The 18510-nt window shown below is 47.3% G+C and carries 11 protein-coding genes; 5 read left to right on the top strand and 6 right to left on the bottom strand.

All coding sequences use genetic code 11. From position 1 onward, the window contains the following. The first annotated feature begins 77 nt into the window (after nucleotides 1–77). Nucleotides 78–683: an HAD family hydrolase gene (locus CR164_RS03090; RefSeq protein WP_110022461.1), complete on the top strand. Its 606-nt coding sequence runs from the start codon at nucleotides 78–80 to the stop codon at nucleotides 681–683. 27 nt (nucleotides 684–710) lie between these two features. Continuing rightward, a complete protein-coding gene (gene arfB, locus CR164_RS03085; protein WP_110022460.1) occupies nucleotides 711–1124 on the top strand; it encodes an alternative ribosome rescue aminoacyl-tRNA hydrolase ArfB in 414 nt (137 codons plus the stop codon). 64 nt (nucleotides 1125–1188) lie between these two features. Here arfB and CR164_RS03080 read toward each other — a convergent pair whose 3' ends face one another. Together CR164_RS03080 and CR164_RS03075 are read right to left on the bottom strand one after the other, a co-directional pair. After that, nucleotides 1189–2316, bottom strand: coding sequence for a PQQ-dependent sugar dehydrogenase (locus CR164_RS03080; RefSeq protein ID WP_110022459.1), 1128 nt, complete (start codon nucleotides 2314–2316; stop codon nucleotides 1189–1191). A gap of 238 nt (nucleotides 2317–2554) precedes the next feature. Next, nucleotides 2555–3895: a M23 family metallopeptidase gene (locus tag CR164_RS03075; protein WP_110022458.1), complete on the bottom strand. Its 1341-nt coding sequence runs from the start codon at nucleotides 3893–3895 to the stop codon at nucleotides 2555–2557. A 358-nt stretch (nucleotides 3896–4253) separates the two neighbouring features. Here CR164_RS03075 and CR164_RS03065 point away from each other — a divergent pair, with 358 nt between their 5' ends. From CR164_RS03065 to CR164_RS03055, 3 genes are all read left to right on the top strand, one after another. After that, nucleotides 4254–5513 (top strand): MgtC/SapB family protein, encoded by a 1260-nt coding sequence (locus tag CR164_RS03065; RefSeq protein ID WP_110022456.1) that lies wholly within the window; start codon nucleotides 4254–4256, stop codon nucleotides 5511–5513. 168 nt (nucleotides 5514–5681) lie between these two features. Continuing rightward, nucleotides 5682–6605 (top strand): DUF4438 domain-containing protein, encoded by a 924-nt coding sequence (locus tag CR164_RS03060; protein WP_110022455.1) that lies wholly within the window; start codon nucleotides 5682–5684, stop codon nucleotides 6603–6605. Between the two features lie 133 nt (nucleotides 6606–6738). Then, nucleotides 6739–7155: an Hsp20/alpha crystallin family protein gene (locus CR164_RS03055; RefSeq protein ID WP_110022454.1), complete on the top strand. Its 417-nt coding sequence runs from the start codon at nucleotides 6739–6741 to the stop codon at nucleotides 7153–7155. Nucleotides 7156–7227: 72 nt separating this feature from the next. Here the strand turns inward: CR164_RS03055 and bchE are convergent, their stop codons facing one another. The 4 genes from bchE to bchH form a co-directional block, all read right to left on the bottom strand. Further along, complete coding sequence (bchE, locus tag CR164_RS03050; protein WP_110022453.1) at nucleotides 7228–8868, bottom strand: magnesium-protoporphyrin IX monomethyl ester anaerobic oxidative cyclase; 1641 nt, start codon at nucleotides 8866–8868, stop codon at nucleotides 7228–7230. A gap of 189 nt (nucleotides 8869–9057) precedes the next feature. After that, complete coding sequence (gene bchM, locus CR164_RS03045; protein WP_110022452.1) at nucleotides 9058–9759, bottom strand: magnesium protoporphyrin IX methyltransferase; 702 nt, start codon at nucleotides 9757–9759, stop codon at nucleotides 9058–9060. 54 nt (nucleotides 9760–9813) lie between these two features. Then, nucleotides 9814–13677, bottom strand: a complete 3864-nt coding sequence (locus CR164_RS03040; protein ID WP_275068355.1) for a magnesium chelatase subunit H — start codon at nucleotides 13675–13677, stop codon at nucleotides 9814–9816. Nucleotides 13678–14419: 742 nt separating this feature from the next. Continuing rightward, a complete protein-coding gene (gene bchH, locus CR164_RS03030) occupies nucleotides 14420–18229 on the bottom strand; it encodes a magnesium chelatase subunit H (protein WP_110022449.1) in 3810 nt (1269 codons plus the stop codon). Between the last annotated feature and the right edge of the window lie 281 nt (nucleotides 18230–18510).

The raw sequence follows: 18510 nt of genomic DNA, 5'->3' as shown, positions 1-18510 counted from the left end.
CAGGATGAAAGAATAAGGGTTGATGTAGTAAAACAGTTTTTTAAGTATACCCAAAATTATTACAAGAACTTTGAAAAATGTTTGTCAGCCCAAACAAGGTCATACTGCTCGATATAGGTAATGTCATTGTTGATGTTGATTTCGGTGCGTTCTGTACAACGGTTGCAGCGAGGTCCGGTGACGAAAAAGCTGTTTTTGAGAAGTTCTGTGTTGGCGATTTCAAAGGCAGGTTCGATAGTGGAGATGTTTCGATCACCACTTTTCTTCAAAACATAGCTCATGATCCGCTTGTCCGGACTATCTCTATACAGGAAGTCAAAAAAGCTTGGCAAAACATTTTTTCGCTTAAAGAAGGTGCCCGAGAAGGGATTGCCCGGTTGAAGCGGAATCATCGTGTATGGGTTATGAGTGATACCGATCCTTTACATTTTGCCGCTCTTTTGAACCGGTTTCCTGTATTGAGGGCGATGGATCGCTTCTACCTTTCCTTTGAGCACGGTTTTCTGAAAAGCTCTCCAGAAGCCTTTGTTCATGTTATGGAATCGTCCGGTATCGAACCTGATGATTTTCTTTTGATCGACGATAAGCCTGACAACTGTTTTTCCTGCAAAAGTGTCGGGGTCGATAGTATACTTTTTACAAGCTGGAACAACCTGCCGGGAAAAGGCCTTTTTCCCGGTTGAGAGGATTTTGATGGTTATGCCGCAACGATGAGAGTGACAAATACCATAACGATTGAAGATTCGGAAATAGATATCCGGGCTCTGCGGTCTCAAGGTCCAGGAGGGCAAAATGTCAACAAGGTTGCCACGGCAATTCAATTGCGTTTCGATATTCGTGCGTCTTCTTTACCGGACATTTGCAAGAAAAGGCTTCTCGCCCTTCATGACAAGCGGATCACAAAGGATGGAGTGATTGTTATCAAGGCCCAACAGTATCGTTCGCAGGACAAAAACCGTCAGGATGCTCTTGACCGCCTGAAAGCGATTGTTCAGGGCGTGATGAAAACCCGAAAAGTGAGAAGAGCGACCCGTCCAACCTCCTCTTCAAAGGAAAATCGGCTCGAAGGAAAGGCAAGGAGGAGCCGGATAAAGCGGTTGCGAAAAAAGGTGGATGAAGAATGACGGGCCGGTACTTTGAAATGTATCGGACCGTTGGGGAGGTTTTCGGGAGAGTTGTTTTTTGCAGTTACTGGGTAGAAAGCGGTTCAAGACGAAGCAGTTTGCCGTTCCTACTGTCCGTTAACAGATACAGGTAACCGTCAGGTCCTGTCCGGACATCCCGGATCCGTTCTTTCAAATCCTTCAACAGGATTTCCTGATCGATGATTTGTTCACCTTGCAGTATAACCCTTCTGAGGTGCCGTTGTACCAGTGCTCCGATAAAGATATTGCCTTTCCAATCCGGAAAAGCATTACCGTCATATATGGTCATGCCCGAAGGGGCTATAGATGGGACCCAGTAAGCCGAGGGTTGTTCCATCCCTGGGAGTGCTGTCTTCTCGGAAATGATAGCTCCACTGTAATCCAGTCCATACGTTATGGCAGGCCATCCGTAATTTGCTCCTGATTTAAGTATGTTGAGTTCATCGCCGCCTTTAGGGCCATGTTCATGGAACCAGATTTTTCCTGTTTCCGGATGAAGCGCGATTCCTTGTACGTTGCGATTGCCGTAGGTGTAGAGTTGGGGTTGATAGCCATTACGGTTGATATATGGGTTGTCATGGGGTAGAGAACCATCGGGGTTGATGCGGATAATCGAGCCAAGGTGGTTCGACGTGTTTTGCGCCTCACGCATTCGGCCTTTTTCTCCAAGGGAAATAATAAGCGTTCCGTCCGGGGCAAAAAGAAGACGGGAACCGAAATGTATGCCGGAAGATGTTTTTGGTACGGCCCTGAAAATAACCTGCAGGTTTTTCAATGATGAGTGGTCGAGAACGGCACGTGCAACTTCGGTACCGTAGTCCCCATTATCTTTTGCCACAAAAGAGAAGTAGATTGTCCGGTTTGTTGGGAAATCAGGGTCAAGGATGACGTCGAGCAGGCCTCCCTGCCCGGTAGGGTGTATATCGGGGAGACCGCTTACAAGGTGAAGTTCGCCGTCTTTTCCATACCGCAGCATGTTACCGTTCCTTTCGGTGATAAGAACATCTCCATCAGGAAGAAAGGCAAGAGACCATGGAAAATCAAGGTTGTCAAGCACAGTTACGATCCTGAAATCTTTCGATACCGGAGCTGTTTCTGGTGGCTTTGCTGCACAAGCTGTCAGGAAACAGAAAGAAAAAAGCAGGTGCAGGAGAGTTCTATAGATAAACATGGTTCAAATCTCTTTCGTGGTTGCCCTGGATTACAAAGACAACGAATCGGAGATGGGAAAGGTTGCGAGTGGGGAAGAAAAATGAAAAAATGCATCGGGGATCCATCTTATATCCTGAAAGCCACTATGGATGCCGCATCGAGTGCGGCATGACTTAGGGCGGATGAGATACCGCATCCCTGTGAAATTCGAACAACTATTTCACAGGGGTGCATGACTTTTTGAGGGGGAAGAACGTTCAGTTCAGAGCAGACGCATTGTCTGTAGGGGGTTTTGAAAGCTCGGCAACAAGTATGTCGCGGTTTTCAAGCTGCATGTGGAAAACAGAAATCTGGGCGAGAAAATTGTCCATTTCTGCTTTTGGCAGACCTTTGATTTTGCATGCCGATTTCAGAGCGACAAGAGGGTTCTGAAGTTTTCCATGGTGAACAACCCTGAAATCCAGATGTGGGCCGGTTGATCGACCGGTGGAGCCCACATAACCGATAACCTGTCCCTGCTTTACTCGGCTTCCGCTTCTTGCGTTGGCGCTGAAGCGGCTCAGATGAAGGTACTTGGTATGGTAACCATTTGCATGTGTGATGGTTACCATGTTGCCGGCTGCGCCTTTCCTGCCGCGAAAAACAATTTTACCGTCGGCAACGGCATAAACAGGTGTGCCCCTTGGGGCTGCGAAGTCTACACCACCGTGGAAATGCCGTTTTCTCAGGATAGGATGAGTTCTGTAACCGAAACGGCTCGAGACTCTCGAATAGTTGCAAGGGTTGATAAAGAATGAGCTGATAACGGATTGGCCTTTCTTATCATAATAGCCGGTATTGCCTTTTGAATCGGTAAACCGGTAGGCTGTGGACGGTTGGTTGTCGATGAATATTTCTGCTGCAAGTATTTTACCGATGCCGACAAACTCATCTCCAAGCCATTTTTCTTCGAACAATATATTATAGGCTGTTCCCGGTTGTATGTCCCGCTTGAAATTTATTTTGTAAGCAAAAAGTTTTTGGAGTTGGGTGATCAAGCCATAGCGTTTATGCTGCTGGAGTTCTGCCGCTAAATTAGATGATATGGTTCCTGTAAGTGCAGAAACACGGCTTTGGTATTCAAAGGTTTCCTGCCAGATATTGAAGGTTTCAGCTTCAGGATCTCTTTGGACATGCAGGATATTCGAGGGAGATTGTTGATAGCTAAAGCAAAGAAAACAGCCTGATGGATCTTTTTCGATGAGATAAGACTTGCCGGGGCGAAAATTTCTGACCGAGAAGTTTCCTTTAAGCTGTGTCGTAATTTCATGCACTTCTCTTGGTGACAGTCCCTCTGCGGTAAGGATGCTGTAGAGCGACTCTCCTTTCCGAATTGTTTCTTCTGAGGTGATATTGGATAATTTCGATTCTTCTTCTATTTCTACTTGGACATTTTCCAGTTCTGCTGTTGCGCCGAGTTCATCATCATAGGTGTGAAAGAACGGAGACATTGAAACCAATACGCCGGAGATTCCGATTACTGCAATAACAGCTACAGCTGCAATTACTTTCAATAGCCATGTCCGGTTTTCTTTCAGCGTTTTTTTTGCATTCACCATAGTCGACCCATTGTTATTTGTTCATTAACTGAGTATGCACGCAGGTCCGTAGCTTATCTATTCTTTCGCCTATAAATCGACTGAGACAGCCTTGTATGTGACAGGATGATTCTGTACTGCATATCTTCGTGGTAGGTTTTTCAAATTTAAAAGGAAAATGGGCATTTAGCAAAAAAAAACAGGGACATATGCGCTCTTTTTGGAAAAAAATGTGATGAATAACGGCGTTTTGTGGCTTTTTTTGTCATACGTAATGTGAGTACATTTAAAAATGCTTTTGTAATAGTTTTGTTGCTTTTCAGGATGGTTGAATGAGGTTTGCTTGTTACTCTGTCTGTTCTGCATTGATGATACCGTTATGAATCTCGAGGTCTTGCAAATACTTGGTATTTCGTTAGGATTGGGGCTGCTCGTTGGCCTTCAGCGCGAATGGTCAAAAGCCGAGGGTGCGGGAATTCGTACCTATCCCATGATAACCGTGTTTGGTACTGTCTGTGCAATTCTTGCGGAGCAGTACGGGGGGGGCATATTGGTTGGGGGAGTTGTTGCCGTCGGAGCGATGATGGTCGTCATGAAAATCTTGATGAATATCAACCTTTCCGCATCCGAACATCCGCATGCCGGACCAACGACCGGGATAGCTGCATTATTGATGTTCTCCGTTGGGGCGATGCTTGCATTGGGTATGATCGTGCCTGCAATAGCGGTCGGTGGCGGTGTTGCGGTATTGCTTCAATGGAAACAGCCGCTGCATGGTTTTGTCAAGCGCATAGGCAAGTCGGACATTCAGGCCATTTTCAGGCTTGTGCTTATAGCCATGGTTGTGTTGCCTGTTTTGCCGGATAAAAATCTGGGGCCGTTTGGTGTGTTGAACCCTTCACATATCTGGCTCATGGTTGTGTTCATTGTCGGTATCAGTGTCAGCAGTTATCTCGTCGCAAAATTTTTGGGCCAGAAAACGGGTTTATTGCTTGGCGGTATCCTCGGAGGTCTTATTTCGAGTACAGCAACCACCATAAGTTATGCTCGCCGCTCAAAAACCATTCCCGGCACGTCTTCTCTTGCGGCAATGGTAATCATGATCGCTTCGACAATCGTTTTTATCCGGGTTGGTTTTGAGGTTGCTGTCGTTGCACCTGAGATTCTGCCATATGTGCTGCCACAGTTCGGAGTCATGTGCTTGTATATGGCATTGATAGCATTGGCAGCTCATTTTTTTGTTAGAGAGAGCAATGAAGCATTGCCGGAAGCTGAAGATCCATCCGACCTTGGAGCTGCCGTGGCTTTCGGTGCATTGTATGCGTTCGTGCTTGTGGCTGTAGCTGCGGCAAAGGAGTTTTTCGGTGATCAAGGACTTTATATTGTTGCGGCTCTTTCCGGGCTTACGGATATGGATGCCATAACACTTTCAACCGCGAGATTGATCGAGGCAGACAGAGTTGGTATAGATACAGGCTGGAGGATGATGATGCTTGGTGCAATGTCCAATATACTGTTCAAGGCCGCTGCAGTTGCGGTTTTAGGTAATCGCCAGCTTTTTTTTCGTATTGCGTTGCTTTTCGGGATTTCTCTTGCCGGGGGAATCGCTCTTTTGCTGTTCTGGCCGAAGGTGGGATGAATCACAGGGAATGGGAAAATAGATTGAGATAGGGCGGCATGATCTTTGCATGTGTCAGCTGTATTTTTAATATGATATGACATAACGCTCACGGGCGAACGATTTCGCCGTCGAGACGGCCTGATCGGTCTCGAGGCGCAGGTTTTTTTGACTTAAAAGAAGTGCACTATGCTGAAAACAAATGAAAAAGATCTTGTGGAATTTTTGCTGCAGTGCCAGCCGGGACCACCAAAAACAAGAGGTAGCTGGAGCATCGATCATCACGGTGTGCCTTTTCTTCTCCCTTCGATAGGGGGGATAACCCTGAACGTGCAAGTTGGTGACAGTGCCTTTGGCTGGGCGGGAGATCATGTCGAGCCCGGTGTGAGCTGTACTGCAGATACGCACAAGCCGTTTGATCATCCGAATAATGCTTTACAGATTTACTCATGTGTCGGCAATACGGCAACGATTGTTTCAGGTGAGGCGAAGGGAGAGAATGGGATTGTTCTCGGTCATCATGGAGGGTCAGAGCATGTGATGGTTGATTTTCCAAAAGACGTCAAACAGGATCTCATCTATAGTGATACCATCGTTATTCACGCTAAAGGTCAGGGGTTGAAACTTCTCGATTATCCGGACATTGTTCCTTTCAACCTCGATCCGGGATTGCTGAAAAAAATGAAGATCAGAGAAACCGGTGGTGGCGTTCTTCAGGTTCCGGTTACCACGGTTGTTCCTGCGGCATGCATGGGGTCCGGAGTGGGTGCTTCCCATGTTGCAAAGGGAGACTATGATATCATGACGAGCGATGAGGAAACGGTCGGTAAATACGGGCTTGACAAAATCCGATTTGGGGATTTTGTCGCGCTTCTCGATCACGATAACCGTTACGGCAGAGCGTACCGCCAGGGAGCGATTTCTATCGGTGTCGTAGTACACAGTGACTGTCTTGTTGCCGGTCACGGTCCTGGAGTGACAACTGTCATGACCTGCGCAGCGGCACAGATTCAGCCTGTTATCGATCCTTCTGCCAATATTGCCGATCTTCTCGATATCGGTACAGTTTTGGGAGAGGAAAAAAAGAAAAGTAGAAAAAAGAAAAGCACATAATATCACTCGAAGTGAAACTGGAATTTTTCTTTATCCCTTTTCGTTAGTTTACTTTGCGTGGTCAACGCAACAATTTTGCCTTTTATGTTAACATCAGGATTTTTGTTAAAAATTACTCTAATGGAGGGCTATCATGGCAATTAAACTGTACGGTCGAGATCCGTTGAAAATGTTTGAAAATGTCTTCAGCGAAACGATGACTCCTTTTTTCTCGTCCATGGCTCCATCGTTCAGGGTTGATGTAAGCGAGGATGAAAAAACCATTTACATTGATGCTGATATGCCGGGGGTAAAGAAGGATGATGTCAAGATCAGCATGGATGAAGATATTCTTACCATCAATGCAGAAAGAACACATGAGGAAGAAGAAAAAAAGAAAGATTACCATAGGATAGAACGTTCTTACGGTAGCATGAGCAGGAGTTTCACCGTGGGAGAGAACGTCGATACCGACAATATCGAGGCGAGCTACGACAACGGCGTTCTTCATATCGTTCTTCCGAAGAAAGAGCCGGCAGAGACGGTGAAAAAGGAAATCGATGTGAAGTGAAATATGAAAACGGTAAACAAGAAACCCTCCAGTTCGGAGGGTTTCTTGTTGTTGTCTTTCAAAGGAAAGCGATCAGCAGTTGCGAACGGTTGATGAGCTGCGGTCCTTGATGGTGCTTTCATCAAACTCGTCCCAGTCGTGTTCGTCATGTTCACGCTGATAACCGGCTTCTTTCAATCCGAAACTCATATCGGCAACCATTTCCGGTCTTTTTTCCTTCAGGTTTTTCACTTCTTCCTGAGTGAGGATTCTTGATTTATCGAAACCAAGATCGATCTCGATCTTGCGGTTCTTTGTCTTGACCCGGTCGATATCGTAGAACCTCTTTGTGAGCGTTGTCTGAGCGAAGGCTTTCAGACACCCGAGCATGTACTTACGTACATATGAATCTTTGATCCAGGGATAGCTGAAGAATGTCTTGCGGGCATAGAATCGTCCATATGATTTCAATACCCCTTTAAGAACATCCTCACGTTCCATATTGTCCGGTTTGATGATCGGAGAAACGAAATTGTAACGCGAATAATCCCGGACTTCAACTCTGTCGCCAAGCTCTTTGAAGAGGTCGGAGAACGGCCACGGAGTGTAAATTGTCCAGTTGGCCATGTCCGGATCCCAGTCTTTGCAGAGTTGATAGGTTTCCTCGATGGTTTGCGGAGTTTCATGCTCGAGCCCCATAACGAACTGGGCTTCGGCCACGATTCCGTTTTTCTGCAGCAGCTTGATGGCGTATTTGTTTTCCTCGATGGTTGTTTCTTTGCGGAAACGGTTCAGGTTCATCTGGCTGGCAGCTTCCGTGCCGAGTGAAACATGAACCAGACCTGCCTTGCGATAGAATGGCAGCAGGTCTTCATCACGCATGATGTCGGTCACCCTGGTGTTGATTCCCCAAGTCACATCGAGTTTTCTATCGATGAGTTCCTGGCAGAGAGATACGAATTTCTGCTTGTTGATTGTCGGCTCTTCATCAGCAAGAATGAAGAATCCGACATTATATTTTTTAACAAGAATCTCGATTTCATCGACAAAGTGCTTCGGACTTCTTGCTCGATACCGTCGCCAGAACTGCCACTGTGAACAAAACGTACAGGTAAACGGACAGCCACGGGCGAAATTCGGAACCGCAAGACGGCAATTAAGAGGTGTGTAGATATATTGGTCCCAGTCATAGAGACTCCAGTCGGGTGTCAGGTCGTCGAGATCTTCGATAACTGGATGAGCGGGAGTGGCATGAACTTCGCCTTCGTCATTGAGATAGGCGATACCGGTAATGTTTTCTCGTTCTTTCAGGTCGTTACCGGCATTGATGGCATTGATGATATTGACGGCAACTTCTTCTCCCTCCCCACGGATAACATAATCGGTTTCGGGAGCTTCAGTCAGAACCTGCGGGTACATGAAGGTCGAGTGAATGCCGCCCATGATCGTTTTGATCTTCGGGTTGACCTTTTTGGCGATCTTCATGATATCCTGAGCTTTGAAAATAGAGGGCGTGATATTGGTTGTCATGACCACGTCCGGCTTGTTTTTCCGGATGATTTCCTCAATGGTTTCATCCGGAAGATCTTCAGCCATGGCGTCGACAAAACGAATTTGTGTATAGCCTGCTTTTTTCAGTGCACCGCCGATGTAAGCTACCCAGCTTGGTGTCCAGTTTCCGGCGATTTCGGCTCCTCCAGAGTGATAATTTGGCTGAACCATCAAAATTTTCATCGGTATCCACCCTCCTGATAAGTGTTGTTATAAGCTGTAGGGTTCCAACATTTATGTTTTCTCAGGGTTCCCTGTTGAGCTTTTGTCTGAAAAAAGTTTGAAATAGTAACTTTCCTTATAGGTTCTGAAAATGTAACGGACAGTTAATTTACAATTAATTTCTCAAAATTAACATGATCGGTTTTGAGATTACTTTCTTTCAGCGTACATGAGCATGGTATGATAAAACCCGAAACTTATTTTTTCTCTGTTCTTTACTACCATTCCGGTTTGTTCCATGGCTTTCTTCATATTTTCATCCGTAATCATCTGAATTGTCGTTCGACGTTCTTTTTTCGGGAAAAAACCTCCTAACCAGTGCTGAAATGCCAGAATTCTGTTGTACGGGGCATAGGTGAAAATGATCGGGCCTTTGGTAAGGCTGGCAAGGTTTGTAAATGCCTCGATAAATCCTTCTGCGGGATAATGAATGAGTACATCAAAACAAACGACTGCATCATAGGTGCCTTTAACCGATTCAATAGTGTTTACCTCGAAATTTATCTTGTCCTCAACTCCTTTTGAAATAGCCTCTTCACGTGACTTGTTGACCATCTGAGCGGCAATGTCGACAGCCTTGACATTATAACCGTTACCTGCAAGGCGAATGCTGAAAAGGCCCGTTCCGCATCCTGCGTCGAGGACTGTCGAATTGTCGGGCAGGTTGAGTTGCTGAAGCCATTCAAAAGCTCTGTCCATCATAACGGCATGGCCTTGTCGGACCGTGGTGCGAACGGTGGAGAGTTTTTCGTTTCCGTAAATTGATGACCAGCGATTGAATCCGTTTCCGTTGAAATAGGAACGGAGCATTTTCTGGTGCTCTTCAGCATTGAATGATGATGTGCTGTTCATGCTGTTTATCGTGAATAATTGAATAATGATTGCTGATTTTTTTCTGGTATGGAACTATGAGCTGCTTTGTACACCTTCCATGTGACTTTCCAGTTCGGAATAAAGTTCCTGTAGTTCTTCTATGGTTTCACTGTCGGCTTGCCAAAATCCCCTCGAGCCGGCTTCAAGAAGGCGTCTTGTCATCGACATGGTTGCTTGTGGATTAAGGGCTTTGAGTTTTTCAAGCATCTCTTTGTCTTGCAGATAGGTTTCGTTGAACTGCGCATATGTCCAGTCTTTTACCGCTGATGCTGTTGCGCTCCAGCCATAGGTATTGCTGAGGTGAGACTCGATCTCCCTTACGCCTTCATAACCGTGTTCAAGCATGGATTCATACCACTTGGGGTTAAGGAGCTTGGTTCGTGCTTCGAGCGCCACCATGCTTTCAAGAGAACTGATTTTCTGTTTTTTACCGAAACCGTTAACATCACCGACCATTACTTTTGGCTTTGAGTGGCTGATCTGTTCCACTGACTTCGAAACGCCTCCAAGATACTCATAATAATGGTCAATATCGGATAAGCCTATTTCGTAACTGTCAATGTTCTGATAGGTCAACGTAACGTTACGCAAGGCTGAAGTTAATATTTCCGGTGATTCTTGCCATACCCCTTGTGTACTGTATGAGAAACTTTTTCGGTTTATGAACGTTTGCGATAGCTCATTGTCGTTTTCCCAACTGCTGCTTTCAACAAGGTGATTTACATTTGCACCATAATTGCCCGGTGCATTGCAGAAAACCCGGTTCGCAGCATTGTCAAAAGCGATGCCTTCTTGGGCGACTTGCCGTAAGACGTTTTTACGGATAAAGTTAACGGATTCAGGTTCATCTGCCGAAGCTGCAAGGCGGACTGCTTTGTCCAGCAGTGTTATCTGATGGGATAGGAGGTCTCGAAATATGCCGCTGATGGTGATCACGATATCTATACGGGGTCTTCCCAACTCTTTCTGGGGTAAGAGCTCCACGTCGCTTATTTTGCCCAGTTCATCGTTTTTCGGTTTTGCGCCGATAAGTGCCAGCGCCTGAGCGATGCCTTCGCCATCACTTTTTATGTTATCGGTGCCCCAAAGGACAATTGCAATTGATTCTGGGAGAACACCGCATTCGTCCCGATAACGGGCAAGCAGCTCTTCAGCGGAAGCTTTTCCCTGTTTTTGTGCGATAAGCGAGGGGATACTGAAAGGATCGAGGCTGTGGATGTTGCGTCCGGTAGGGACTATCTCGGGGTTTCTTACGAGATCACTGCCTGGCGATGGTTCGATGTATCTGCCGGCAAGAGCATCGAGCATTCCTTCGATTTCGCGGTTGCTGACCATTGCAACAAGAATGCGCTGCAGAAACGTCCAGAGCCTGGAAAGCTGTTCGGCTTTGACCGGTGTTTCGCGTATCAGATAGTGTTCGGCGGCTGAGACTCTAACCGGAAAATTGGCTTCAAGTATGGTGCAAAGATCGTACTGTTTTCTTTTTTTGTCCGGAATGCTGCCGATAAAGAGCCTAACGGCTTCCGTTGAGATAGACATGATCTTCCGCCATTGAAGCTCGGCTTCCCGGTCGTTGCTGCTTTGTTCAATCAGTTGTTGGTAATCCGTCTTTTGGAGCCGGCAGATATATTCCGGTAGAGACAAGTTGTCCAGGCATACGAGCGGATGGCTGACAAGTAACGTGAGCTGGTCGACGAGGGATTCAGGAGTCGGATTTTTGCCGATGACATGAAGACCGAGCGGAATCATTCGTTCTTCAACTCTGTACAATTCATTGTTCAGGGTGGAGAGGTAGTGCTCGATTGAGAGATGTTGACGGTCTACGTCGAGCTCCAGTGATTCAGCGAGTGTGAAGATTTCTTCAAGCACTTCATCGGACTGATTTCGGCAATGATTTTCTATGAGATCTCTAAGCTGTCGAAGTCCTTTGTAAAGTCCCGCTTGCTGAAGAGGAGGAGAAAGATAGCTGATGAGTGTTGCGAACCCCCTTCTCTTTGCGATAGCTCCTTCACTAGGGTTATTCACGCAGTAATAATAAAAATCGGGCATGCTGCCGACCAGGCGTTTCGGCCAGCACGAGGCGCCGAGTCCGACCTGTTTTCCCGGCATGAATTCAAGGGCTCCATGTGTTCCGAAATGCACGACTGCATCGGCTTGCCAGACATGTTCAAGCCAGGTATAGAATGCGGCAAATGCGTGATTAGGCGTAGTATCTTTAGCCATGAGAAGACGCATGGGATCCTGTTCGTAACCAAAACTTGGCTGCTGACCGACAAAAATGTTGGCGAATGTTCTGCCGAGAATATGAAACCGTTTGCCGTCGTTGAGCATTTCTCCGGGGGCATCGCCCCAGAATGATTCGATCTCATGGTAGTGCGGGAAGTTTTTTCGATACTCATCGAGCGTCAGGTGTTCGGCGACGTTGCCATCTGTGCCGAATGTGTTCCGGTTACCCTCCAGAAGTTCATTTTTCAACGCATCGACGTTGTCAGGGAGCCGGACGCTGTAACCGGCTTTTTTCAGCTCTTCAAGCAAACTGAAAAGGCTTTCAAAAACATTGAGATAGGCTGCTGTACCGGCATTGCCAAGATTCGGTGGAAAATTGAAAAGTATGATGGCGATTCTTTTTTCAGCAGGAAGTTTTTTTCGCAAAGCCACATGCTTCAGAACGCGGTCGGTTATAGTACCTATTTCTTTAGGTAACGGAACGGTTTTGTCACTCGTTGCTTCAGCGCCAGCATAGACATGGGGTTCAATGGCTCCGTCAAGTTCCGGAATCGCAACGCTCAGGGCTGTTTGCAGAGGGGTCAGACCTACATTACCCGATTTCCATTGCTGAATTGGCTGAAACGAAAGTGGGACAAGATTGATATATGGGACAGCAATTTTTTTGAGTGCCACAATTGCTTCACTTGATCTGTTTTCCGCAGGTCCTCCAACAAGAGAAAAGCCGGTGGCATTGATGATCATGTCGGGAGAGAGCTTCCCGCTGTTTTCATCGCCGAAAAATGTGCTTATCGCTGGTCTGAAATCAAGCCCTCCGCTATAAACGATGAAAGCTTCGAGTTGTTTGGACTCCAGGTCATGCAGGAGGTGTTCCAGGTGCTGCATGTTTTTGCTCAGAACAGTTGCCCGCATTGCAAGAATAGCTACCAGTCCTTTTCGTTTGCCGGCCCGATTTTCAGCAAGCCACTTTCTGAATTCCGGTGCGGTGTAAAATGGCTCTTGGGCATCCGGATGGTAAAGTGCGGTTTCCGGATAGAAAATCGGATCTTTTTGGGGGAGTTGCTCGCTGAATGAGGGAACGTAACGGTTGATCAGAAGACAGAGAAAGCGCTCCATGTTTTCTTCAGAACCGTTGAGCCAAAACTGGTGGGACACGATAAAGGTGTGGATATCCCTTGCTTTGCCGGGGATATGTTTCAACAACTTGCTTATGTTGCGCACAAGCGACAACTGCCGCTGGCTTTCACCATGGCTTGTTTTCGGTTTGAGTTTGGCGGCCCAATCTTTAAAGATGCTTTTTCTCTTTTCTTCGCTGTCAGGTTTATGGAGGCTGAATTTACCCAGTCGTGTTTGACGAATAAGGGTTGGGTTGCTTGTTATAATGCAGACTGGGCAGCTCACGCCTGCAAGAAGCTTTTCAAGTGGCCTGACAATTTCTTCGCTGAAAAGCATCGAACCGAAAATGAAATCCGCTTCCGGAAAGACCTGCTCAAGTTTTCTCCAGGTCTCCTCTCCCTTGTAAAGGCCGAGGTTGAATATCATTACCTCGAGCTCACAGTTGAACCTGCCATTCAGAACAGCTGCAGCTTTTTTCACTGCGCTGTTGTTTGTGGCTTCCATGGTCAAAAAGAGAAAGCGCATAGATGTACTTCTCTTTGTTTTATAAGTAATATGAACGGTTTACCGGCTCTGGTCAGCGAAGGTAAACAGTCCGGAAAATTATATCTCTATAGAAGAAATGCCGGTGTCAGAAATACTCAATGCCGTTGTCAGGTAAGCTGATCATCTGGCTGGTCAGACTTCTGGCATATCAATCATAAACCCTACGAGAGTGATAGGAAAAAAGGGTATCAAATAATAAGTACCTGATTCTGCAGGAAGAGGTTGGTCTTGGGAAAAGCGGGTGCATTGTACATCGGCACGGGAAGGGTGCGGGTTCGGCGGGGGGAGCGTTCTGTTGTTCGCTGGAAAATAGCGTAAAAGGGTGGGGGGGGATGAATGAACGTGCAAACGGATGATGAGGGTGTTGATGTTTGAGAAGAATACAGCGTTGAAACATCTTTATCGGAAAAACACTGGGTAACAACGACCCTCAAAGAGTGTTCTTTGCTTTTTGACTTGGCGTTGAACGATGAGGTTTTAGCAAGGAAACTGTAACCTAAAACCGAAACAAAAAAGAAGAGGAATACCTCTAAAAAACGCCAGAAAGTTTTTGATATGTTGCACTTTCCTGATACTGGCATACAGCAGGTTTTTTAGAATATATCAAACTGTAAAAGAAAAAGAAAAATGTGAAACAACTCTATTTCGTTGAAAAAAGTTTTTTTTGCGTACTATGGGTGTGTTGTGGTGCGATTAATGAGAAAAGGCGTCCCTCAGAGACGCCTTTTCAGGTATTATTCTGTCCTTTATCTCAATCATCGAGCATGCCTTCAAGGCGATCTTCGAGATCTGCGTATATAGCCTGAAGCTGGTTGATGGTTTCCTGATCGGCTTTCCACATACCCCTGCCGTTTGCTTCAAGCATTCTGCCGACGATATTCAGAGTTGCCTGAGGATTTACCTGGGTCAGGCGCTCACGCATTTCCGGATTAAATGCGTACGTTTCGGCAGCTTTCTTGTAGACCCAGTCGTCGACACCCTTGGTTACGGCGTCCCAGCCAACCATATACGTAAAGCGGTTACTGATTTCCGTGGCACCGGTATGTCCCTGGTCTATCATGCTTTCGAACCACTTCGGGTTCAGAAGTTTCGAGCGAAATTCGACTTTCAGGGCTTTATCGGCATCATCGACTTTCACATCCGCCGTGAAGGTCTCGACGTAGTTCAGTTTGACATTGTTACCCTTGGTGTTTCTTTTTCGTGCAGAAAGCTGCAATGAGCCGGAAGAGGAGAAATATCGATCGATGTCGGAGATGCCGTACTCGGCGGAGTCGACCTGCTGGACGACACGGTCAACGGTACCGAGAAGGTTTTCGAGAATTTCCGGCTGCTGATCGCCATAACGGTTTCCGCCATAGGCATAACTTGTTCTTTTAATGAACATGTTGTCGAGATCGTCTTCGTTTTCCCAGGCGGAATCTTCAATCAACTCTTCAACCATGGAACCGTAACTGCCGGGTGCCTGGGTGAAAAGCCTTGCTGTTGCCGCTTCGAAGTCCTGTCCTTTCGCAACGGATTCGTCGACATGTTTTTTGATGTTGTTCATTTCCGCCGGTTCGTCGGCTTTTGCTGCATCCTTGACCAGTTTATCCAGCAGGTCGACAAGTACTCCGAATGTGTCACGGAAGATCGAGCTGATCTGAATAAGAACATCGACTCTCGGTCGGCCCAGTTTTTCGAGAGGAACAAGGGCATAGTGGCTGATTTTGCCCTGGGCGTCGTATGCCGGTTCGGCACCGATGAGATTGATGATGACCGAGACCGCCTCTCCTTTGCTCTTGATGGTGTCAAGTCCCCAGAGAACCTGGGCAATGGTCTCAGGGTTTTCGCCGTTGTTTTCTTCCTGGTGCCGTTTGATGATGGTATCGGCAATCTGCTTCCCTCGCTTGAACGCAAGCTCTGAAGGAATGCGCCAGGGATCGATGGCATGCATGTTGCGTCCGGTCGGAAGAACGCTTGCTCCGTCGCGAACGATGTCACCGCCGGGACCCGATGGAATGTATTCGCCTCGGAGAGCGCTCAAGAGAGAAGTCATTTCCCGGCTGTTGTCCTGTAGCGCCTGTTTGAGTGCTATACCCTCTTTCAGGGAGCTGTTGAGCGCTTCAGCCATCCCCTGGTTAATCTTCGCTTCACCGGTCAGTACCTTGAAAACTGCTGCCGGGTTTGCGTTATCGGCAAAGATGGTCTGCTCGATGAAGTCTTTTGTGTGTTCGTCAACCCGTTCCCTGACGGCCAGTGCCTGCTGTTCGCCTTTTCTTGCTCTGGTTGCGAGGGATGCATAGTCGCCATAAGCGCCTGACTCTCCGATTGCCTGAAGGATAACCGACGGCAGAGACTGTTCGTTGCCGCGAACTTTAAGGTATTCGGATATTGTCGTGAGTTGGCTTTCAAGTGGAGGCGTTTCTCCGAAGATGTGCAACGCGTTGGAAATCAGCTTGCCTTCGAGTTCCATCAGGTAGGTGTAGAGACGGCTGAGGTAATCACTGAAGTTTTCCCCTTCCATTCTCGGGCAGTCATCCGTAAGGTTGAGCTGCTCTGCCTTTTCGATAATTGTTTCTTCGGCTTCAGGGTCGGCAAGTTTTTTCAGGTCGCGTTCCCTGTAGTCGTTGAGCATGTCCTTGAACGCGGGAAGCTCCTTGTAGAGTCCGGCACGGGCAAGTGGCGGGATATTATGGGAAATCATAGTTGCATACCCGCGGCGCTTGGCAATGTTTGCTTCACTCGGGTTGTTGACCGGGTAAATATAGAAATGCGGAACTTCGCCAAGCAGCGCGTCCGACCAGCAGTCGCCGGTGACCCCCAGCTGAAGACCGGGCATCCATTCTACGGTACCATGCATTCCGACATGGATCAGTGCATTTGCATTGAACATGCGGCTGACCCAGCGATAGAAGGTGATGTATTGGTGGTGCGGAGTGTTTTCCTTATCGAAAAGAAGCCTCATCGGGTCGCCCTGGACGCCCAGGCGCGGCTGCACACCAATGAAAACGTTGCCGAGAGTAAGGCCTCCGATGAAAAGCCGGTCGCTGCCGAGAGGCGCGATGTCTCCTGGAAAGCCACCCCAGCGTTCTTCTATGCGCTCACGCTCTCTTACTGAGGTGAGTTGTTTGAATTCATCGTTGTTTATGCCGAAAGCATCCGGAACATGTGCCTGAACTTCGTAATCGGTTGCCTTGTCGAGCATCTCGAGCAGCTCTTCGGGTGATTCCGGAAGAGTTCCGACATTATAGCCTTCGGCTTCAAGTTTTTTGAGGATTTTGTAAACGCTTTTCGGAACATCCAACAGCGCGGCACTTGCCTTGCGTCCCATGCCGGGAGGATAATCATAGACGACAAAAGCAACTTTTTTATCCTTGTTCTTCATGTTCCGCAGTTCCGAGAACTTGCTCGCCAGACCGGATAGCCGTTCAAGCCTGTCCGGTACCGTCTGGAGTTTTCCATCCTTGACTGCTCCGAGCACAACCGGGCAGACAGCACCGTCCATTTCCGGTAACGAATAGGTCATAGCCGACTGAAGCGGGACGACACCCTCTTTTTTCCAGGAGTTGAAGTCCTGTATGAAGAGCGGCTGCGAGACAACATAAGGCGCATTGATGGATGTGAGAATTTCATCACGAGCGCTCGACGAGGCACCGGGTGTTGTTGCTCCTGCAGGCCCCCCGACGAAGCCGAATCCCATCATGTTGATCAGCATATCGAGCTCGGCGTTGACAAACCATTCTCGGGCGGCAACATGGCCTTCGACACCCATGACGAAAACAGGCAGGACGTTGAGCCCTTTATTCTCTATCGCTTTGATGGTATTGTCGATATATTCCTTTTCCTGAAGCAGGTGTTTGCGGAAGAAGATAAGGCCGATGTTTCGCTTGTCCCTGGATTTTTTGTCTCGCTTTTTGTTCCATTTTGCGAAATGGTTCAAATCCTTGAAATAGTCGGGAGCTTCCGGGTGATAAAAGCCCATTGTCGGTACTTCAACCACCTTGTCAGCCTTGACCTGAACATCAAAATACTCCGCCATGATGTAGTTGAACATGCTGGCGAGGTTTTCTGCAGTCGGATGCATCCAGTAAGTGTAAACCTGCATCCAGTTTTTAAAGTCCTTTGCCTTTTTTGGGATCAGCGGCAGCATGGTGCGCATGATCTTCAGCAGTTTCATATAGCCGTAAAGGGCATCTTCATCACGCCCTTTTACCAGCATTTTCGCTACTTTTTTCACGATATCCGGCATGCCGCTACCGTCACCGGAAACAACGTAATTGCCAACCTTTGTCATCTGCATGACTTCAGGCATCGACTCATAAGCGAAGATGGTACTGACGTTCGATTTGTCGATCTGTTCCTTAAGCCAGTCTGCCTGTCCTTTGAACTGAATAAGTGTCGTAAAGATACAGTCAGCGTTCTGAATGGCTTCAGCCGCTTCCGGATTCTGATGTTCCAGGTCCTGATCCGTCCATTGAGTCAGGTCAGCATACCGGCTGATTTTGTCCGTAACTTCACGCCATACTCGTTGATTGCATTGTTCCATCCCGACGATGGCTGCAATTTTTATTTTACTCTGCATAGGAAACAAAGGTCAGCATTGGTTAAGGTAATTTCGAGAATACCAAATGTAATAATAGTTTGGTGAATAGTAAAGCGCTACTTGATGCTTTAGTGGTTAAGGCTGGATGGCGAGTTGGCTGGTTAACTTGGTGGCAGGAAAAGAGTAGGGGCGCGCTATGTGCTGGGTGTTAAGTTCTGAACGATGAGCAACGAGTGAAATGTTCTCGGCTCTGGGTGTGCCTGGTTCCCGGTAAAGAAGAGACGAAAAAAAACCGCCCCGGTTTTTGCTCCGGGACGGTT

Source organism: Prosthecochloris marina, from assembly GCF_003182595.1.
In the GTDB taxonomy this organism is placed as follows: Bacteria; Bacteroidota; Chlorobiia; order Chlorobiales; family Chlorobiaceae; genus Prosthecochloris; species Prosthecochloris marina.
This window is presented reverse-complemented; position numbering and strand designations above follow the sequence as displayed.